Here is a 19,067-nt window from a genome sequence, read left to right as displayed (position 1 = left end):
GACTAGTGCTTGAGAACCTTGATGAAGCGCGACACTGCCCAGCCGAGGACCCCGACGAATGGTGTCGCAACCGCCAGTAGGGCGATCACGTTCGGCTCGAAGCGAAGCACGCCGTCGCGCTTGATGTAGGCCCCTATCGGGATCGAGACGCCGCCGCCACCGCCACCACCGGCTTCGTCCCCGGCCCCGGGCGCGACCGCATTCTTCGACTGCATCTCACCGCCGCCGCCACCGAAGCCGTACCACGCCAGTGCGACCGGCACCATCTCCTGGCCGTCGACCTCGACGGGGTCGCCGTACACCGTGGAGGCACCGGCATTGCGAACAGATTCGGCAAGTTGCACAGCAATATTGCTCATGCGGCTACGCTACCCCGCAGAGGGCGGCTTGACCAGAGCGGCCGGGCGCAGCATGCCCTTGCCGAAGCGGGCGGTGACCTCGTCGACGGCCAGCTCCGCCTCTCGCCATTCCTCGTCCGGGTCCCACAGCCCGAGGCTCCCCCGCCCGTGCCCAGCTGCTCAGCACGCACGCCGATCAGCCGCACCCGCTTGCCTGCCGCTCCGAGCGCGTCGAAGGCCGAGAGGGCTTCCTCGTAGATGCGGCGGCCGACGTTGCTCGGCTCGGCGAGGGTGCGCGACTTGGTTACGGTACTGAAATCGCTGTAGCGCAGCTTCAGCACGACGGTCCTGGCCACGAGCCCGGCGCCGCGGAGGCGGGCGGCGACGTCATCCGACTGCCGCAGCAGGGCACGCCGAATCTCGTGCACGTCGGTCACGTCGTAACTGAAGGTGGTCTCGTGCCCGACACTCTTCTCCTCGCGCTCTGTGCTGATGCTGCGCGGGTCGATGCCGTTGGCGAGGCTGTGCAGCTTGAGCGCCAGCGCGGGGCCGAGCGCCCCCTGCAGCACGTCGAGGGGTGTCTGGGCGACGTCGACGACCCGGTTCAGGCCCAGCCGTTTCAGCTGCACCTCGGTGGCCGGGCCGACGCCCCAGAGCGCGCTGATGGGCAGCGGATGCAGGAACTCCAGCGTCTCGTCGGCGGGCACGACCAGCAGGCCATTGGGCTTTGAACGGCCCGACGCCAGCTTGGCGACGAACTTGGTCGAGGCCACGCCCACCGAGCAGGTGAGCCCGGTCTCGGCGAGCACCCGGGCGCGGAGCAGTTGGGCGATGGTGCGCGGCGAGCCGAGCAGCTTGACGGCGCCGGAGACGTCGAGGAAGGCCTCGTCGATGCCGAGTCGCTCCACCAGCGGCGTCATGTCGTCGAAGATCGCCATCACCTGCCGGGACAGCTCCGCGTAGCGCGCCATCCGGACTGGCACGACGACGGCGTTCGGGCAGCGGCGCAGGGCGAGCGACATCGGCATCGCCGAGTTCACCCCGTAGCGGCGGGCCTCGTAGTTGGCTGCGGACACCACCGAGCGCGGGCCGAGCCCGCCGACGACGACGGGCTTGCCCGCGAGGGCCGGATTGTCGAGGAGCTCGACGGAGGCGAAAAACGCGTCGAGGTCGACGTGCAGGAACGGGGTGCGCGAGTCGTCGGCGTCGGCAGCACTCACCTGGCGCGTCGAACCGTCTTGCTTACTCACCCTGTGAGCGTACCGCCGGCGGCTGACACCCCGCCCGACAGCCGCACCGGCATCCGGCGCTCAGCGCTCCGTCCGCTCCGCCCCCGCGATCCGTTGGGCGATGTAGATGGGCACGATCGACACGAGCACCAGCACCACGGCGATGACGCTGACGATGGGGGCCTGGTTGGGCCGGAACATGTTGTTCAGGATGAAGATGGGCAGGGTGGTCACCCCGGAGCCGGCCGTGAAGGTTGTGACGATGATCTCGTCGAAGCTCAACGCGAACGCCAGCAGGCCGCCGGCGAAGAGTGCGGACCGCAGCTGCGGGAACGTGACGAGCCGGAACGTGGTCCAGATGCCAGCCCCGAGGTCGGCCGAGGCGTCCTCGAAGTTGGTGCCGAGCCGGCGCAGGCGCGCGATCACGTTGTTGAAGACCGTGACGATGCAGAACGTGGCGTGAGCGATGACAACGGTCCAGATGGAGAGCGGCACGCCGAGGATGGTGCGGAAGAAGTTGTTCAGGGCGATGCCCGTGATGATGCCGGGCAGCGCGATCGGCAGGATGACGAGCAGGCTCACCGCGTCTCGGCCGAAGAACTCGAACCGCTGCAGCGCGAGCGAGATCAGCGTGCCCAGCACGAGGGAGACCACCGTGGCGACCACGGCCAGCTGCAGGCTGGTGAGTACCGCGTCGAGGGCTCCTGCGCTCTGGAACGCTTTGCCCCACCATTCCAGCGTGAACCCGGGCGGCGGCCAGCTCAGGCTCTGGCTCGTACTGAAAGAGTTGATGAAGACGACCCCGAGCGGCAGGTAGATCACGGCCAGGATGAGCACGGTGATCACACCGAGAACGCTGCGGGAGAGGCGGCTGAGTCTCATCCGGGCTCCTAGAGGTTGTCGAGGGCGCCCGTGCGCCGCACGAGGGCCAGATAGCCGAAGATGATGGCGATCGGAATGAGCGCGATGGCGGCAGCCAGCGGCAAATTGTTCGCCGCACCGACGTTGGTGTAGACGAGGTTTCCGAGCATCTGGTTCGCTCCGCCGACGATGTTCACCGTCAGGTAGTCACCGAGCGAGAGCGAGAAGCTGAAGATCGAGCCGGCGATGATCGCCGGCCAGATCAGCGGCAGTGTGACCAGGCGCAGCGTGGTCCAGGTCTTGCCACCGAGGTCTCCGGATGCCTCGAGCAGCGCGTCGGGCACCCGCTCGAGCCCCGCATAGATGGGCAGGATGACGTAGGGCAGCCACAGATAGCTCAGCGTGATGACGGTGGCCGTCAGCCCGTAGCCGGGAGTGCTGCCACCGAAGGGGGTGAGCAGCCATTGCAGGATGCCGTCCTGGGAGAGCACGGAGCGCCAGGCATAGGCCTTGACCAGATAGCTGGCCCAGAGCGGCATGAGCACGGCGATGACGAGCACACGCTGCATCCGGGACCCGGCCACCTTGGCCATGAAGAAGGCGATCGGCAGGGCGATGAGCACGTCGATCACGGTCACCAGCAGCGCGACGCCCACGGTGCGCACCGTGACGGTCTGGTACAGCGAGCCGGTGAGCACGGTCACGATGTTGTCGAATGTCCACGTCTGCGAGATCTCGCCGGTGAAGCTGTCGACGCTCCAGAATGCCGTCACCAGCAGCGCGGCCAGCGCCACGACGTAGACGATCCCCAGCCAGAGCAGCGGGGCCGAGATGAGGAAGCCCAGCCGCAGCCGGGGGTGCGCGCTGAAGAACGCGGAGCCGCGCCGCGCCAGGCTCTGCCGCGGCGCGGGCACCCGCTGTTGGGCCGGGGCCGCTGTGTCGCTCATCGGGCTGCTCTCGCTGGGAACGGGGCGGGATCGGGATGCGCGCGGCGGCCGGCCACCGCGCGCGCCAGGCTCATCCCTTGATCTGCTGCCACGCCGTCGTCCAGGCCGCATAGTCGGTGCACTTCACGTCGGTGCGGCCGTCCAGGCACTCGGCGATCGGCGTCGACCAGTACCAGATCTTCGACGCGTAGTCGGCGTCGCCGGCATGGTAGGCCTCGCAGGACCCCGCCGAGCGGAACTCGCAGGCGGCCTGGTTGGATGGCGCCTCGCCGAAGTACTCCGTGGCCTGCGCGTTCGCCTCGGGGCTGGCGATGTAGTTCAGCCAGGCGTACGCGCAGTTCGGGCTCTTCGCCTTGGACGCGATCATCCAGGTGTCAGACCACCCGGTCACCCCCTCTGATGGCACGGTCACCGCGGTCGGCGTGCCCGCGGTGAGCGAGTTCGCGATCACCTGCCAGGTGGTGCCGACGACGGTGTCTCCCGACTCGAAGGACTGGATCGTCTTGAGGTAGTCGGACCAGTACTCGCCGATGTTGGCGCGCTGCTCGGTGAGCAGGGTGACGGCGGCGGCCAGCTGCTGCTCGTCGAGCGCGTAGGGGTTCGTGATCTTGAGGTCGGGCTGATGCGTCATCAGGTACATGGCGGCATCCGCGATGTAGATCGGCGAGTCGTACGCGGTGATCTTGCCCTTGTAGGCGCTGCCCTTGTCGAAGACGACGTCCCAGGAGGTGGGCGCCGGCGAGACGACATCGGTGTTGTACATCAGCAGGTTGGCACCGTACCCGTGTGGGACCCCATAGGAGACTCCGTTGACGCTGTTCCACGACTGCATCTTGAGGAAGTCGTAGACGCCCGCGTAGTTGGGGATCAGGTCGGTGTTCACGGGGGCGACGAGGTCGGCCGCGACGAGGCGCAGCGAGGCGTCACCCGAGGCCGCGATGACATCGTAGTCACCGGTCTTCATCAGGCTGAAGCCCTCGTCGGAGGTGCCGTAGGTCTTGCTGGTGACCTGACAGCCCGTGTCGTTCTCGAAGGGGGTCACCCAGTCGACGGCCGGGTCGTTGCTGCCGTCTTCGACGTAGCCCGGCCAGGCCAGGATCGAGACGGTGCCCTCGTTCGGGCCGAGTGTCGACGCGGCCTTTGCGCCGCCGGAGCTTGCCCCGCTGGTGCCGCACGCGGTGAGTGCGGCGAGCGTGGTGGCGGCGAGTAGGGCGAGCGCTACGTGGCGCCGTGTGGGTGGCATGGTGCGCTTCATTGCAGTCTCCATCCGATTCTGTGCGTTCTGGTTCTGTGCGTTCTGGTTCTGTGCGTTCTGGTTCTGTACGTTCTGGTTTTGTGCGTCGTGGGGTCGTGCGATCTGGGTTGGTGGGTGCCGGCTCAGGGGATGCCGGGCACCGGCGTGTCCGGCGCGTGGCTGCGATCGGGCAGGGCAACCAGGTCGCTGTCGCGCCAGGCGACGGTGACCCGTCGCCCGCGTTGCTCGGTGGTCCCGCGGTGGCGGTCGTTCTGTTCCACCACGACGACGCGCTGGCCGGCATCCAGGTCGATGAGGATGCGGGTGCTGCTGCCGACATAGACGAGCTCGGCGACCGTGCCGTGTGCGCGCCGCTCCCCCGCGCCGGCGTCGCCGACTGCGGGTGCCGATTGCTCCCCCGCCGTGAGCGAGAGCTTCTCTGGCCGCAGCGAGTGGGTGCCACCGCGCCCGAGCAGGCTGTGCGAGGCGGCGTCATCGAAGATGTTGGATGTGCCGACGAACCCGGCGACGAACGGCGATCTCGGCTGCTCATAGATCTCGGTCGGGGTGCCGAGCTGCTCGATCTTGCCGTCGCTGAACACGGCGATGCGGTCGCTCAGCGTGAGCGCCTCTTCCTGGTCGTGGGTGACGAAGACGAAGGTGATGCCGAGCTCACGCTGGATCTCTTTGAGCTCGACCTGCATCTGCTCGCGCAGTTTGAGGTCGAGGGCACCCAGCGGCTCGTCGAGCAGCAGCGCCTTCGGTTCGACGACGGTGGCCCTGGCCAGCGCGACGCGTTGCCGCTGCCCGCCGGAGAGTTGGGCCGGCCGGCGGTCACCGAAGCTGCCCAGCCGCACCTTCTCCAGGGCAGCCCTGGCCCGCTCCCGGCGCTCGGACCGGCCGACGCCGCGCACACGCAGCCCGTACGCCACGTTGTCGAGCACGCTCATGTGCGGGAACAGCGCGTAGTCCTGGAACACGGTGTTCACGTCGCGGTCAAACGGCGCCGTGCCGGTGACGTCGTGCCCGAACAGCTCGATCGTGCCCGCGCTGGGCAGCTCGAATCCGGCGATCAGGCGCAGCACCGTGGTCTTGCCGGAGCCGGACGGCCCGAGCATCGAGAAGAACTCCCCCGCCGCGATGTCCAGGTCAACGCCGTCGACGGCGTTCACCGCGCCGAACGTCTTCGTCAACCCGGTGAGACGAATGGCCGGCGCTGCTGTGGACACTCTCGCTCCCTCTCGCAGGGCGGCTGCGCCGAGACGCCCGATCCGGGGGCCCGATTCGAGGAATGCTCAGAATGCCGCTATGGAGAGAATCTTAGGGTCACGGATGCCGCCCGTGGGGGCGCGATGTTACGGTCCAGTCACAACTTCGGCGCGGCCGGTCAGAAGCCGAAGTCGCCGAAGCTGTCTCCGCCGAAGCTGTCCGCACTGAAGCCATCGCCGCCGAATCCGCCAGCCTCTGTGCTGGCTGCCTCTGTACCGACTGCCCCTGGGTCGCCGTCGGTCCCGGCATCCGCGCCCACCTCGCTCAGGCTGTCTGGCAGGAAGGACTGCGCGATGGCCGAGCCGATCACGACGCCGGCGATGCTGCCAAGCATCGAGCTGCCCAGCATGCCGCCCGCGCTCATCCCGCCGTTGCGTTGCGGCGAGAAGGAGCGTTCCAGGGTTCCCGGCGCCTGCAGCTCCCGCCGCGTTGCCGCCTGGGCGAGCGAGCGCGGGTCGTCGGCGCGCGGCTGCTCCTGCTGGCCAGCCCCGGAGCTCAGCTCCTGGAAGACCAGCGCGCGCTGCTCTGGGTTGAGCTGGGCGAAGGCCGCGGCGTGCGCCTGCTCGATCGTCTCAGGCGGCGCGGTGCGCAGCAGATAGCGGTAGCGCTCGATCGCGACCTCGTCGGGGTGCCTTTCGCGCGGGATCGCGGCCCGGCGTTGCTCATCGGATTGAGTCTGCGAGCCGAAAAGCCAGTCCATGATTCCCACGATGCCCTCCCCTGTTGCGTCAGTGGCTGTACGCCAGTGGTGTTCTGTCGGTGCGCTCACCCTATGTGCTCAGGCCATCGGTTGGCTGAAGAGGAACCGTGAGAGTTGCGGATGCAGCTGGAGCTGGCTCGGTGGCCGCCCGGCGACCGTGCGACCGTGCCTCACCCCGTGATCTGCTGCCATGCGGTCGTCCAAGCCGCGTAGTCGGTACAGGGCACGTCCGTACGCCCGTCGAGGCAGTCTGCGACCGGATTGGACCAGAACCAGATCGTCGACGCGTAGTCGGCGTCGCCGGCATGGTAGGCCTCGCACGAGCCCGCCGAGCGGAACTCGCAGGCGGCCTGGCTGGAGGGCGCCTCGCCGACGTAGCCCGTCGCCTGTCCGTTGACCTCCGGGCTGGCGATGTAGTTGAGCCAGGCGTATGCGCAGTTCGGGCTCTTCGCTCCCGAGCCGATCATCCAGGTGTCCGACCGGCCTGTGACACCCTCGGATGGCATCGTCACCGCGGTCGGGACGCCGTCGGCCAGCCCGTTCGCGATCAACTGCCAGGTGGTGCCGACAACCGAGTCACCGGACTCGAACGCCTGGATCGTCGTGCGGTAGTTGGACCAATACTCCCCAATGTTTGTGCGCTGTTCCCTGAGCAGCGCGGCAGCCGCCGCCAATTGCTCGGTGTCGAGCGCGTACGGGTTCCGAATGCCGAGCTCGGGTCGATGAGCCATCAGGTAGACGGCGGCATCCGCGATGTAGATCGGCGAATCGTAGGCGGTGACCCTGCCGTGGTAGGCGCCGCTCTCATCGAAGACGACACCCCAGGAGGTGGGTGCCGGTGAGACGACCTCGGTGTTGTACATCAACAAGTTGGCCCCGTAACCGTGCGGTACACCGTAGGAGACACCGTCGACGCTGTTCCAGGACTGCATGGTGAGGAAGTCGTAAATGCCCGCATAGTTGGGGATCAGATCGGTGTTCACGGGGGCAACGACGCCGGCCTCGATGAGGCGCGCCGCGGCGTCGCCGGAGGCGGCGATCACGTCGTACTCGCCCGACTTCATCAGGTTGAACCCCTGGTCGGGGGTGCTGTATATCTTGCTGGTCACCGTGCAGCCGGTGTCCTTCTCGAAGGGGCTGACCCAGTCGACGTCCGGCTGGTTGCTGCCGTCCTCGACGTAGCCGGGCCAGGCCAGGATCGAGATGGTCCCCTCCTTCTCACCGAGACCAGTGGCGGCGTCACCGCCGGACTTTCCACCGCCAGTGCCGCAGGCGGCGAGTGAGAGCGCGGCGACGGTGAGCAGGGCAAGCGCCACTCGGCGTTTCACTGGTGGCACGGCGTGATTCATTGCAGTCTCCATCCACTACGCCGAAACGCACGCCCCGATGAGCCTGGGCCGAGGAGCCTGGGCCGAGGAATCCTCAGCGTATCGCCCTGCGGGGCGCGCGGTGAGCCGAGTGCAGCGAAACGGCCCCCACGCTCGTGTGCACGAGCGTGGGGGCCGGGGTTTCGACAGTCTCAGGCAGCCGGAGCTGGCTCGAGCAGTGAAGGGTGTTAGGCGCTGGCGCGCTCCAACACGAGCTCGCGCACGCGGGCGGCGTCCGCCTGGCCCTTCATGGCCTTCATGACGGCACCGATGACGGCGCCGGCTGCCTGCACCTTGCCGTCGCGGATCTTCTCGAGCACGTCCGGCTGGGCGGCCAGGGCCTCGTCGATCGCGGCGATCAGGGCGCCGTCGTCGGAGACCACGGCGAGGCCGCGGGCGTCGACGACCTGCTGCGGGGTGCCTTCGCCGGCGATGACACCCTCGAGCACCTGGCGGGCCAGGCGGTCGGTCAGGGTGCCGGCCTCGACGAGACCGGCCAACGCGGCGACATCCGCGGCAGAGATCAGGCTGGCGGCGTCGGCCTCGGCCGCGTTCGCCAGACGGGCGATCTCGCCGGTCCACCACTTGCGTGCGGCGGCGGGGCTGGCCCCGGCGGCCACGGTCTCAGACACCTCGGTCAGCAGGCCAGAGTTCTGGATGTCCTGGAACTCCAGGTCGGTGAAGCCCCACTCGGCCTTCAGGCGGCGGCGTCGCACGGCGGGCTGCTCGGGCAGGGCCGCGCGCAGCTCCTCGATCAGCTCGGCCGAGGGCACGACGGGCAGCAGGTCGGGCTCGGGGAAGTAGCGGTAGTCGTCGGCGTCGCTCTTGGGGCGGCCGGCGCTGGTCTCACCGGTGTCCTCATGCCAGTGGCGCGTCTCCTGCGTGATGCTGCCACCCTTGGCGAGGATGGCGGCCTGACGCTGGATCTCGTAGCGCACGGCGCGCTCGACCGAACGCAGCGAGTTCACGTTCTTGGTCTCGGTGCGGGTTCCGAGGGGGGGCGTCTCGACGCCCTCAGCAACGCGGGGGCGCAGCGACACGTTGGCATCGCAGCGCAGGTTGCCGCGCTCCATCTTGGCGTCGGAGATGCCGAGCGACACGACGATGTCACGGATCGCCGAGACGTAGGCCTTGGCGATCTCGGGCGAACGGTGCTCGCCGCCATAGATCGGCTTCGTGACGATCTCGACCAGCGGAACGCCGGCGCGGTTGTAGTCGACCAGCGAGTAGTCCGCACCCTGGATGCGTCCGCTGGAGCCACCAACGTGGGTGAGCTTGCCGGCGTCCTCCTCCATGTGCGCGCGCTCGACGGGGATGTCGATGAGCGTGCCGTCGGCGAGTTCGATCTGCACGGAACCCTCGAACGCGATCGGCTCGTCGAACTGCGAGATCTGGTAGTTCTTGGGGGTGTCCGGATAGAAGTAGTTCTTGCGGGCGAAGCTGCTCGACTCGGCGATCGAGCAGCCGAGCGCGAGGCCCAGGCTGATCGAGTAGCGCACGGCCTGCTCGTTGACGACCGGCAGCGTGCCCGGCAGGCCGAGGCAGAGCGGGGTCAGGTTCGTGTTCGGCTCGGCACCGAACACGTTCGGGGCGGCCGAGAACATCTTGGTCTTGGTGTTGAGCTCGACGTGGACCTCGAAACCCATGACCGGCTCGAAGAGCTCCAGGGCCTTGTCGAAGTCCATCAGTTCTGCGCGGGCCATTAGCGGGCACCTTCCTCGGCCGCAGCCTTAATCAGTTCGAGCAGGTCGGGGGCCTGGTCCAAGAGGTGGCCACCCCACTGCGAGACGAGCAGCTGCTCGAGTGCGCCACTGACGTTGTAGAGACGGGCGTCCTCGTGGGCGGGGGCGAGGAACTGGATGCCGACGGGCAGTCCGTCTTCATCGGCCAGACCCGCTGGCAGCGTGATACCGGGGATGCCGGCCAGGTTGGCCGGGATCGTGGCGATGTCGTTGAGGTACATGGCCAGCGGGTCGTTGAGCTTCTCGCCGAGCTTGAACGCCGTGGTCGGCGCGGTGGGCGAGGCGATGACGTCGACCTGGCTGAACGCGGCGGCGAAGTCGCGCTGCACGAGCGTGCGCACCTTCTGGGCGCTGCCGTAGTAGGCGTCGTAGTAGCCGGCGCTCAGCGCGTAGGTGCCGAGGATGATGCGGCGCTTGACCTCCGGGCCGAAACCGGCGTCACGGGTGGCGCTCATCACGTCTTCGACGGTTCCGCCGCCCTTCGGGTTCACCCGCAGGCCGAAGCGCACGGAGTCAAACTTGGCCAGGTTGCTGGATGCCTCGGCGGGCAGGATCAGGTAGTAGGCGGCGATCGCGTGCTCGAAGCTCGGGGCGTCGAGTTCGACGATCTCTGCACCGTTCGCCACGAGCAGCTCGAGTGCCTCGTTGAAGCGGTTGATGACGCCGGCCTGGAAGCCGTCGCCCTGCAACTGCTTGACGACGCCGATCTTGAGGCCCTGCACGTTGGCGTTGCGCACCGCATCCGCCATCGACGGCCACTCGGAGCGCAGCGAGGTGGAGTCGAAGGGGTCGTGGCCGCCAATGATGTCCTGCAGCAGAGCCGAGTCGAGGACGGTGCGGCTGACCGGGCCGATCTGGTCGAGCGAGGAGGCCAGCGCGATGGAGCCATACCGGCTGACCGCGCCGTAGGTGGGCTTGACGCCGACGGTTCCGGTGACGTGCGCGGGCTGGCGAATGGATCCGCCGGTGTCGCTGCCGAGGGCGATGGACGCCTCGTAGCCGGCGACGGCAGCGGCGGAGCCACCACCGGAGCCACCGGGGATGCGGTCGAGCGCCCACGGGTTGTGGGTGGGGCCGTATGCCGAGTGCTCTGTCGAGGAGCCCATGGCGAACTCGTCCATGTTGGTCTTGCCGAGCGGGATCAGGCCGGCTTCGCGTACCTTCTTGACGACGGTGGCGTCGAAGGGCGACATGTAGCCCTCGAGGATCTTCGATCCACTGGTGGATGGCATGTCGTTCGTGACGAGCACGTCCTTGACGGCGATCGGCACACCGGCCAACGGGCCGAGCTTCTCGCCGGCGGCGCGCTGGGCGTCGACCCGGGCGGCAGCCGCGAGGGCCAGCTCGGGGGCGACGTGCAGGAATGCGTGGACGGCGCCGTCCACCGCTTCGATGCGGTCGAGGTGGGCCTGCGTGGCCTCAACAGAGGTCACCTCACCGGCGGCGATCTTCGCGCCGAGGTCTGCGGCGCTCAGCCGAATGATGTCGCTCACTGCTCTTCTCCCAGGATTGCCGAAACCTTGAACCGCGAACCGTCGTGGTCTGGCGCGTTCTGCAGCGCTTGCTCGAGGGTGAGCGTCTCGCCGACCACGTCGGGGCGGAACACGTTCTGCAGCGGGATGGGGTGGCTCGTCGCCGGGACGTCGGGCGTGGCGACGGCCGTCACCTTGGCGACCGAGTCAACGATCTGGTCGAGTTCGGTCGTGAGGCTCAGAATCTCTTCTGGGCTCAGGTCGATGCGGGCGAGCTGAGCGAGGTGTGCAACCTGCTCTGCGCTGATTCCGGACATGGGTCTCCGTGTGTCGATCGTGGGTTCGCTCATGGGCTTCGCTCATGGGCTTCGTTCATGGGGTTGGCTCGTGAGCTTCGTTCATGGGCTTCGCTCATGGCGTTCGCTCGTGGGGCTCGCTCAGTGGTGAGAGCTCTCCGGACAATCTTACTTGGGCACGCCGAACAAGCTGTTGCCGTACTTCTCCAAGTTCTCGTAGGCCTCGCCGTAGCTCTGGGGCACCGGGGTTCCAGGCGGCGCGTACTTGGCGATCAGCAGCCCGAGAAGCCCGCGCCCAGGGGGGCTGAGCGGCTTCTCGGCGTCGGCGCCGCCCGGGGCGGGGGCCGCGGCCTGCGGGTTCGGCGGCACATACTGCGGGCTGGTGGTCGGCCAGTTCACCGGCTGCCGCGGCGTCTGCAAGTTGACGGCGCTGAAGAGCGTGTTCGCACCGGCGTCGCGGGCGGTCAGCGGCTTCAGGCCGTGCACCCTGTTGAGGGTGGCGGTGAGCGAGCCGTGGTGCATCTCGTCCGAGATGACGGTTCCCGCCCGCGTATACGCGGAGATCGCGATGGCCGGCACCCGGCAGCCGAGCCGATCGAACTCGAAGCCCATCTCGCCCGCGCCGCTGTCGTCTGGTTTGACGGCGGACGGCGGCGGCACGTGGTCGTAGGTGCCGCCGTGCTCGTCGAAGGTGATCAGCAGCAGGGTGTTCATCGCGTTGGAGCCGCTCGTGCTGGCGCTGCCGCGGACGGCGGAGTAGATGTCGTGGATCAGGGCCTCGCCGGCGCGCACGTCGGAGACGGCGCTGCTGAAGACGTCCTGCCCGTCGACGTCGCTCTCCCGCAGGGTGCCGAACGGCGGGTGGAAGTCGTTGTGGTTGTAGACCATGCGCGGTTCGATGAAGCTGTACGCGGGCAGTGTGCCGCCGGCCACGTCGGCGTAGAAATCCTCCATCGTCGCGAAGTGCCCGGTCTTCCAGTACTTCTGCAACACCGGCGCGTGCAGCACCCCGGTGAACGAGACCATCTGCATGGCGTCGAAGTAGATGCGCCAGTCGATGCCGGCATCCTGCAGCCGATTGAAGACGGTCGGGGCGGGTGGGGCATCCAGCCACTTCTTGTAGCCGCCGCCCTCCATGTTCGTGACGAAGCCGTGCGAGGTGGAGGCGTGGAAGAAGGAGCGGTTGCAGAAGGTCTGCGAGGGCACCGCGCAGAACCAGTTGTCGTAGACGGCGAATCCCTGGGCGAGGGTGCTGAGAACGGGGAGCATCTGCGGGGAGAAGGAGCCCATGATCGTGCCGAGCTCTGCGGATGACGGGGCGGCGCCCTTCCGCAGTCGGCGGAAGTTCACGTCATAGTCGGTGACGAAGCCGTCCATGCCCGGTTTGATGGGCAGCGTCGGGGCGTTGAACGGCGCCGTCATCTCACCGACGGGCTTCTCGGCGTTGCCGGCCGGGTCGATGCGGTTGAACAGCTGCGTGTTCACGTGGGGGTACTCTTCGCCGGGGTCCGGGGACGGCGAGCCCATGATCTCGTCGGTGCTGCCGGTGTATACGTGGGCGGGGATGCGCGTGCCGTCCGGCGCCGCATTGGCATAGTCGCCGAAGGCGAGCCCCTCGAACTTCTGCCCCTGCGGGAGGGTCTCCTTGTCGTAGAGGAAACCGAGGAGGTTGTCGAAGGAGCGGTTCTCGCCCATCACCACGACCACGTGGTCGAAGCCGGGCTGGCTGCGGGCGTCGAGCCGGGTGAACTCGTCGCTGTCCTCGCTGGCGCCGAGGCTGTGCCCGATGGCTGCCCCGACCGCTCCGCCTGCCGCGCCGCCGACGGCGAAACCGGCCGCCGCGATGCCGCCGGCCTGGAGGAAGCGCCGCCGCGACGGGCCTGAGGGTACGGGCGGTTTCGAGGCTGCGCTGCTCATGCGCCTAGGTTAGCGTGCCGACGCGACAGTGCTGCCGGGCGGCAGGCCGCCGGCATCCGTCACCCAGTCGCCGCGCCCGATGCCGATGAGTGCGAGGTTGCGCTGAGACTCGCTGCCGGCCGCGAAGTAGGCGTTGTGACCGACGGAGGCGCTGAGCTTCTGCTTGGTGAGCGGGTCGATGCCGCCGCCAACACCGATGCGCTTGGCGCCATAGGAGGCTGAGCCGGGGTCGCTGCCGTAGAAGGCGGTGTCCACGATCGGGTCCCAGCTGGCCTCGCCGACGTACACCTTGTCGCCCGCGACGCCCAGGTCGTGCACGCTCTGACTGGCACTGCCCGGGGAGCCGATCAGCGCCAGCGCGTCGATCTGCTCGTTGTGGCGTTCCAGCGCGATCAGCGCGGCGGTGGACCCATAGGAGTGGGCGAGCACGGCGAGGAACGGTTGCTGCCCGCCGCGGGCGGCGCGGATCCCCTGCCAGGAGGCCTCGAGGGCGTCGGCGCCGCTCTCTGCCAGTTCCAGCCCGCCGATGGTCAGCAGGTCGGGGGTCTGGTAGCCAAGCCAGGCGACGGTCGCGACGCGGCCCGCTGCAGCCACACCCGGCATCGTGTCGCCCGGCCGGTCTTGCAGCCACCGTTGTTGCTCGACGGCGAGGGATGCCGCCGTGTCTGTCCAGTCCAAGATCTGCTGCTGAACAGAGAAGTACATGCCCGGCACGAGGTAGCTCACGTATTCGGCCGTGTCGAGGTCGCCGATCACGATGACGGCGCGGCCGGTGTCCCGCTCGTCGAATTCCAGCAGCGTGCGCGTCGGCTCCCCCGGCTTGCCGGGCAGCGCTGCGGCGACCGCCTCCAACATGCGCTGCTGTTGCCCGAGCCGACGGCGTTCACCCTTGCCGATCCCGGATTCCGCGCGCTCCTTGGTGTCGGCCATCGCCCGCTGCAACGCTTGCTCGTTCGCCGGCCCGCGCACCGCAGCGGGGAGGCCATCCAGCGAGCCGATCAGCTGCGGGGCACTCTGCACCAGGGCTGCCCTGGTGTCGGCGGTCATGCCCTGCCACCAGCCAACGACCTGGCTCGGCGCGATACGCGCATCGCGCACCATATCCAGCTGGGCGGGGTTCTGCTCGGCGAATCCGATGATCTCGCGGGGGCTGAGCGTGGAGAGCACGCGCAGCAGCGCCATTCCGCCGAGGCGGTTCAGCGCGGCCTCGTCGAAGGAGACGGTGCGCGGGGATTCGGCAACGGGCGCGCCGCGATCGAGGCTGGCATCCGCTGCGGAATATGCCTGGGCGATGGGGACGATCTGCACCGCGTCGGCCTGCACGGTGCTGAGGCCCACTGCCTCAGCTCGGAGGGTGCCGGCACTGACAGTTTCTGCGTTGAAGGTTTCGGGGCGCACCGCGTCGACGCGCAGCGTGTCCGCACCGACCACAGACACCGGTTCGTGCAGCACAAAACTCTCGACCACACCGCCTAGGCCGGCGCTGGCCGAGACCATGAACACGACTGCGGCGAGCATGCCCGACAAGTCCCCTCAGCGTTTGATCTCCCGACGCTTGCCCGGACAAACGCGTAGCACTCATCGTAGGGGACGGGAGCAAAAAAAGGGGCGATCGGTACACCCCCTGAACAAGGGTGGAATCGATGTCAACGGAGTGTCGCCCGCTATTCCGCCGCATCCGGGCGCGCCGCGACGGCGGCCGGGCCCTGTTCGACCAGCAGCCGGAAGCCCGCGGCATCCAGAACGGGGATGCCGAGCGCCTCGGCCTTGGCCAGCTTGGAACCGGCACCGGGACCAGCCGCGACGAAATCCGTGTTCTTGGAGACGCTCGACGCCGCCTTGCCGCCGGCCGCGATGATCGCCTCCTGGGCGCCGTCCCTGGTGTAGCCGTCCAGGCTGCCGGTGGCAACGACGGTCAGGCCGGCCAGCACTCCCCCGGCTGCTGCGGCCGCACCCGGGCCGGGGTGGCCGGGGGTGTCGAACTGCACGCCCGCTGACGCCCAGCGGTCGACGATGTCGCGGTGCCAGTCGTGCTCGAACCATTCCAGCACCGACTCGGCGATGATTCCGCCGACGCCCTCGACCTCCGCGAGTTCCTCCGCCGTTCCGGCCCGGATCGCCTCGAGCGAGCCGAAGTGGTCGGCCAGCGCACGGGCCGCGACGGGCCCGACGTGGCGGATGTTCAGCGACACCAGGATCCGCCAGAGTGGCTTCGTCTTGGCCTTCTCGAGCTCGGCGATGAGGTTGGCCGCCGACTTTGAGGCGAACGGCCCCTCGGCGCCGGACTTCTTCTCTGCCGGGGTGGGGTTGCGCCGGAACGGGGCGCGCACCTTGTGGTTGCCCTCATCATCTGTCTTGGGCAGCCCGGTCTCCGAGTCGCGCACGACGACCTCGATCGGCACCAGGTCTTCGATGGTCAGCTCGAACAGCCCGGCCTCTGTGGGCAGCGGCGGAACGGCAGGAACCAGCGGCTGGGTGAGCGCGGCGGCCGACACTTCGCCGAGCTCTTCGATGTCGAGCCCGCCACGGGAGCCGATGTGCTCGACGCGACCGCGCACCTGGGCGGGGCAGCCTCGGGCATTCGGGCAGCGGAGGTCGATGTCGCCCTCCTTCATCGGGCGCAGCGGTGTGCCGCATTCCGGGCAGTTCGCGGGCATCCGCCACTCGCGTTCTGTGCCGTCGCGCTTCTCGAGAACGGCGCCGAGGATCTCGGGGATGACGTCGCCGGCCTTGCGCAGCACGACGGTGTCGCCGATCAGCACGCCCTTCGCTTTGACGACCTCCTGGTTGTGAAGCGTTGCCTGGCGCACAGTGGACCCGGCCACCTTCACCGGCTCCATCACTGCGTAGGGCGTGACCCGGCCCGTGCGGCCGACGCCGACGACGATGTCGAGCAGCGTGGTGTGCACTTCTTCTGGCGGGTACTTGTAGGCGATCGCCCAGCGCGGCGCCCGGCTGGTTGCGCCGAGCTCGGCGTGCAGCTCGAGCTCGTCGACCTTGACGACGATGCCGTCGATCTCGTGCTCGATGTCGTGGCGGTGCTCGCCGCGGTCAGCGATGAACGCGGCCACCTCAGCGGCCGTCTCCCAGACGCGGCTGTGCGGAGAGACGGGCAAGCCCCAGCCGGCCAGCAGCTCGTACACCTCGGACTGGGCGGCGACGGGCGGGTCCGGCCACGCGCCGATGCCGTGCAGGTAGAGCGAGAGGCGACCGAGCCGCTCCCGCATCAGGGCCAGCTCGGCGTCCGTCTTCTTTGACCGGCGCTGCCGGAGGCTGCCGGCCGCTGCGTTGCGGGCGTTGGCGAATTCGGCGTAGCGGGTGGGGATGTCGGCATCCGCGCGCCCCTTGGAGCGTTGCTCCTCGGCGTAGGCGGCCTGCAGCTCGTGTTGGCGCTCGTTCATCGCGGTGAAGTCGGCGGTGCGGATGAACACCTCGCCGCGCACCTCGAAGAACGGCGGGAAGGCTGTGCCGTCCTCGGCCGGCGTGAGGGTGCGCGGGATGACGGGGATCCAGTCCACGTTCTCTGTGATGTCTTCGCCGGTACGGCCGTCGCCGCGGGTGGTCGCCGTCTCGAGGACGCCGTCGCGGTAGGCCAGGCTGATCGCCAGCCCGTCGATCTTCAGCTCGCTCAGCCAGCGCACCGGCCGGCCGGCAGCCTCGGCCGTCTTCGCGGCCCACTCGTCGAACTCCTCGATGCTGAACACGTTGTCGAGGCTGAGCATCCGCTCGGCATGCTCGTGCGGCGGGAAGCCGCTGTCTACCAGCGCGGCGCCGACCTGCTGGGTGGGGCTGTCCTGGCCGACGAGTTCGGGGAATGCCCGCTCCAGCGCCTCAAGCCGGTGCATGTCTGCGTCGTACTCGGCGTCGCTGACCAAGCTGACGCCCTCGGAGTGGTACGCGATCCGGTGCCGCTCGATGCGCTCGCGGAGCGCCTCCGATTCTGCGCGGGCAGTCTCAAAGTCTGCGATGTCAAAAACTTCAGCCGTCTCGCTCACAGGACAATTCTAGGAGCGGCGACCGACACCGCACAGAACCGCCTCTCGACGGGCGCGGCGTCGGCGCAAATCGCGCCCGCGTTCCTACTGCAGGGAGTCTCCAACACCGACGAGCGCAGGGTTCCCGACCGCCTTCGTGCGCTTGCGGAAGAGGCCCGCGCTGGCGTAGCGCTGGGCGAAGATCGCGCTGGAATCGCGCCCCGTCTCGGAGGCCTCGACGAACACAGCGTCGGTGCGCCGCCCGTCGACGGTCAGATAGCCGTCCCACGCGACCGCGACGATCGTGGTGCCGGGAGCTTCCCGCACGAACAGTCTCGCCTGCTCGACACCGTCTTCGAGGCGATCGGCGACAAATCGGCGAAGCGCTCGACCGGTGCCGCCATCGAGCAACGCGAAAGGAATCAAGGGTCCGCCATCCGGCACGACCGAGTTGGTGGCATGCTCCAGGGCGTCAAGCGCGAAGTTGGCGAGTTCCGGCGATGGCTGATTCATGCTCGGAGCATAGGGGCAGCGCCAGACAGGCAAGGTCATTCTCGGCGCGACGCGCCGTACCGTGTGCCTCGGCGCGCACGCCGGGCTAGGCGGGGACGGGCGCGACGTCGACCGGGACGGCGCTGACCGTGCGGTCGATGGTGAACTGGCCCAAAACGCGCGTGCCGACGTAGATGACGGCGGTCTGGCCGGGGGCGACGCCGTCCAGCGGTGTCTCCGGGTTGACGACGAGCTCGCCGTCACGCACGACGGCCACGGCCGGAACGGGGTCGGCGTGGGCGCGGATCTGCACCTCGATGTCGAACGGGGTCTTGGGGTTCTGCTGCGGCACGCCGGCCCAGGTGAAGCGGTTTCCGGCGATCTCGGCGATCGCCAGGGCCTCCTTCGGCCCGACGACGACCGTGTTGTCCTTGGGGCGCACCTCGAGCACGAAGCGGGGCTTGCCGTCATCCGCCGGCATGCCGAGGCGGAGGCCGCGGCGCTGGCCGACGGTGAACGCTGCTGCACCCTCGTGGCTGCCGATGACGGCGCCGGTGCGGTCGAGGATGTCGCCGGTCTCTGCACCGACGCGGTCGGCGAGCCAGCCGCGGGTGTCGCCGTCCGGGATGAAGCAGATGTCGTGGCTGTCCGGCTTGCTGGCGACGCTGAAGCCGCGCTCTGCGGCCTCTGCGCGCACCTCGGCCTTGGACGGGGTATCGCCAAGCGGGAAGTAGGCGTGCTCGAGCTGCTCGGCCGTGAGCACACCGAGCACGTAGCTCTGATCCTTGGCCCAGGCGCTGGCCCGGTGCAGCTCCTTGTTGCCGTCAGCGTCGAGCACGATGCTGGCGTAGTGGCCGGTGCAGACGGCGTCAAAGCCGAGCGCGATGGCCTTTTCCAACAGGGCGGCGAACTTGATCCGCTCGTTGCAGCGCATGCAGGGGTTCGGGGTGCGGCCGGCCTGGTACTCGGCGACGAAGTCGTCGACGACGTCGGCCTTGAACCGCTCGGAGAAGTCCCAGACGTAGTAGGGGATGCCGATCATGTTCGCTGCACGCTGGGCGTCCATCGAGTCCTCGATGGTGCAGCAGCCGCGGGCGCCGGTGCGCAGGGTGCCGGGCATCCGGCTGAGCGCCAGGTGCACGCCGACGACCTCGTGACCCGCCTCGACGGCGCGCGCCGCCGCCACTGCCGAGTCAACGCCGCCGCTCATTGCTGCAAGAACCTTCATG

Annotated in this window: 16 protein-coding genes; all 16 read right to left on the bottom strand. The window is 68.6% G+C overall.

Annotated elements, in window-relative coordinates; translation table 11 throughout:
* Positions 1 to 2 precede the first annotated feature (2 nt).
* The 16 genes from AWU67_RS04430 to mnmA all read right to left on the bottom strand — a co-directional run bounded on the left by AWU67_RS04430 (position 3) and on the right by mnmA (position 19,066).
* Positions 3 to 359 carry a spore germination protein GerW family protein gene (locus AWU67_RS04430; protein ID WP_067226915.1) on the bottom strand — a complete coding sequence of 119 codons (357 nt, stop codon included), beginning with the start codon at positions 357 to 359 and terminating at the stop codon, positions 3 to 5.
* The gene (dinB, locus tag AWU67_RS04425; protein WP_335339032.1) at positions 356 to 1,588 is read right to left on the bottom strand and encodes a DNA polymerase IV; all 1,233 of its coding nucleotides are present in this window, start codon (positions 1,586 to 1,588) and stop codon (positions 356 to 358) included. Before dinB ends, AWU67_RS04430 begins: the two co-directional genes overlap by 4 nt.
* A gap of 60 nt (positions 1,589 to 1,648) precedes the next feature.
* Entirely contained in the window at positions 1,649 to 2,449 is an 801-nt protein-coding gene (locus tag AWU67_RS04420) for an ABC transporter permease (RefSeq protein ID WP_067226914.1), read from the bottom strand.
* Between the two features lie 8 nt (positions 2,450 to 2,457).
* Positions 2,458 to 3,375, bottom strand: a complete 918-nt coding sequence (locus tag AWU67_RS04415) for an ABC transporter permease (RefSeq protein WP_082716774.1) — start codon at positions 3,373 to 3,375, stop codon at positions 2,458 to 2,460.
* 70 nt (positions 3,376 to 3,445) lie between these two features.
* Positions 3,446 to 4,630, bottom strand: coding sequence for an ABC transporter substrate-binding protein (locus tag AWU67_RS04410; RefSeq protein WP_129586632.1), 1,185 nt, complete (start codon positions 4,628 to 4,630; stop codon positions 3,446 to 3,448).
* 122 nt (positions 4,631 to 4,752) lie between these two features.
* Positions 4,753 to 5,838, bottom strand: a complete 1,086-nt coding sequence (locus AWU67_RS04405) for an ABC transporter ATP-binding protein (RefSeq protein WP_067226913.1) — start codon at positions 5,836 to 5,838, stop codon at positions 4,753 to 4,755.
* 158 nt (positions 5,839 to 5,996) lie between these two features.
* Complete coding sequence (locus AWU67_RS04400; RefSeq protein ID WP_067226912.1) at positions 5,997 to 6,578, bottom strand: hypothetical protein; 582 nt, start codon at positions 6,576 to 6,578, stop codon at positions 5,997 to 5,999.
* 170 nt (positions 6,579 to 6,748) lie between these two features.
* Positions 6,749 to 7,915, bottom strand: a complete 1,167-nt coding sequence (locus AWU67_RS04395) for an extracellular solute-binding protein (protein ID WP_234407361.1) — start codon at positions 7,913 to 7,915, stop codon at positions 6,749 to 6,751.
* Positions 7,916 to 8,133: 218 nt separating this feature from the next.
* A complete protein-coding gene (gene gatB / locus AWU67_RS04390; protein ID WP_067226910.1) occupies positions 8,134 to 9,648 on the bottom strand; it encodes an Asp-tRNA(Asn)/Glu-tRNA(Gln) amidotransferase subunit GatB in 1,515 nt (504 codons plus the stop codon).
* Positions 9,648 to 11,180: an Asp-tRNA(Asn)/Glu-tRNA(Gln) amidotransferase subunit GatA gene (gene gatA / locus AWU67_RS04385; RefSeq protein ID WP_067226909.1), complete on the bottom strand. Its 1,533-nt coding sequence runs from the start codon at positions 11,178 to 11,180 to the stop codon at positions 9,648 to 9,650. The genes gatB and gatA overlap by 1 nt, the downstream gene beginning before the upstream one ends.
* On the bottom strand, positions 11,177 to 11,476 hold the full coding sequence (gene gatC, locus AWU67_RS04380; protein ID WP_129586631.1) for an Asp-tRNA(Asn)/Glu-tRNA(Gln) amidotransferase subunit GatC: 300 nt from the start codon (positions 11,474 to 11,476) through the stop codon (positions 11,177 to 11,179). The genes gatA and gatC overlap by 4 nt, the downstream gene beginning before the upstream one ends.
* 147 nt (positions 11,477 to 11,623) lie before the next feature.
* A complete protein-coding gene (locus AWU67_RS04375; protein WP_067226907.1) occupies positions 11,624 to 13,372 on the bottom strand; it encodes an alkaline phosphatase family protein in 1,749 nt (582 codons plus the stop codon).
* Positions 13,373 to 13,381: 9 nt separating this feature from the next.
* Entirely contained in the window at positions 13,382 to 14,890 is a 1,509-nt protein-coding gene (locus AWU67_RS04370; protein ID WP_067226906.1) for an alpha/beta hydrolase, read from the bottom strand.
* Between the two features lie 146 nt (positions 14,891 to 15,036).
* Positions 15,037 to 17,367: an NAD-dependent DNA ligase LigA gene (ligA, locus tag AWU67_RS04365; RefSeq protein ID WP_067226905.1), complete on the bottom strand. Its 2,331-nt coding sequence runs from the start codon at positions 17,365 to 17,367 to the stop codon at positions 15,037 to 15,039.
* 84 nt (positions 17,368 to 17,451) lie between these two features.
* Positions 17,452 to 17,859, bottom strand: coding sequence for a hypothetical protein (locus AWU67_RS04360; RefSeq protein ID WP_067226904.1), 408 nt, complete (start codon positions 17,857 to 17,859; stop codon positions 17,452 to 17,454).
* Between the two features lie 85 nt (positions 17,860 to 17,944).
* Positions 17,945 to 19,066, bottom strand: coding sequence for a tRNA 2-thiouridine(34) synthase MnmA (mnmA, locus tag AWU67_RS04355; RefSeq protein WP_082716771.1), 1,122 nt, complete (start codon positions 19,064 to 19,066; stop codon positions 17,945 to 17,947).
* Position 19,067: the final 1 nt, after the last annotated feature.

It is taken from the genome of Microterricola viridarii (assembly GCF_001542775.1).
GTDB classification, from domain to species: domain Bacteria; phylum Actinomycetota; class Actinomycetes; order Actinomycetales; family Microbacteriaceae; genus Microterricola; species Microterricola viridarii_A.
The sequence above is the reverse complement of the archived record's forward strand: the minus strand, read 5'-3'. Positions and strand labels throughout refer to the sequence as shown.

Excerpts from the sequence above, each read along its gene's own strand:
- AWU67_RS04430 (WP_067226915.1), bottom strand. The coding sequence starts at position 359 with ATGAGCAATATTGCTGTGCAACTTGCCGAATCTGTTCGCAATGCCGGT.
- AWU67_RS04400 (WP_067226912.1), bottom strand. The coding sequence starts at position 6,578 with ATGGACTGGCTTTTCGGCTCGCAGACTCAATCCGATGAGCAACGCCGG.
- mnmA (WP_082716771.1), bottom strand. The coding sequence starts at position 19,066 with ATGAAGGTTCTTGCAGCAATGAGCGGCGGCGTTGACTCGGCAGTGGCG.
- gatB (WP_067226910.1), bottom strand. The coding sequence starts at position 9,648 with ATGGCCCGCGCAGAACTGATGGACTTCGACAAGGCCCTGGAGCTCTTC.
- AWU67_RS04360 (WP_067226904.1), bottom strand. The coding sequence starts at position 17,859 with ATGAATCAGCCATCGCCGGAACTCGCCAACTTCGCGCTTGACGCCCTG.
- AWU67_RS04410 (WP_129586632.1), bottom strand. The coding sequence starts at position 4,630 with ATGAAGCGCACCATGCCACCCACACGGCGCCACGTAGCGCTCGCCCTA.
- AWU67_RS04415 (WP_082716774.1), bottom strand. The coding sequence starts at position 3,375 with ATGAGCGACACAGCGGCCCCGGCCCAACAGCGGGTGCCCGCGCCGCGG.
- gatC (WP_129586631.1), bottom strand. The coding sequence starts at position 11,476 with ATGTCCGGAATCAGCGCAGAGCAGGTTGCACACCTCGCTCAGCTCGCC.
- AWU67_RS04370 (WP_067226906.1), bottom strand. The coding sequence starts at position 14,890 with ATGCTCGCCGCAGTCGTGTTCATGGTCTCGGCCAGCGCCGGCCTAGGC.
- AWU67_RS04420 (WP_067226914.1), bottom strand. The coding sequence starts at position 2,449 with ATGAGACTCAGCCGCCTCTCCCGCAGCGTTCTCGGTGTGATCACCGTG.
- AWU67_RS04375 (WP_067226907.1), bottom strand. The coding sequence starts at position 13,372 with ATGAGCAGCGCAGCCTCGAAACCGCCCGTACCCTCAGGCCCGTCGCGG.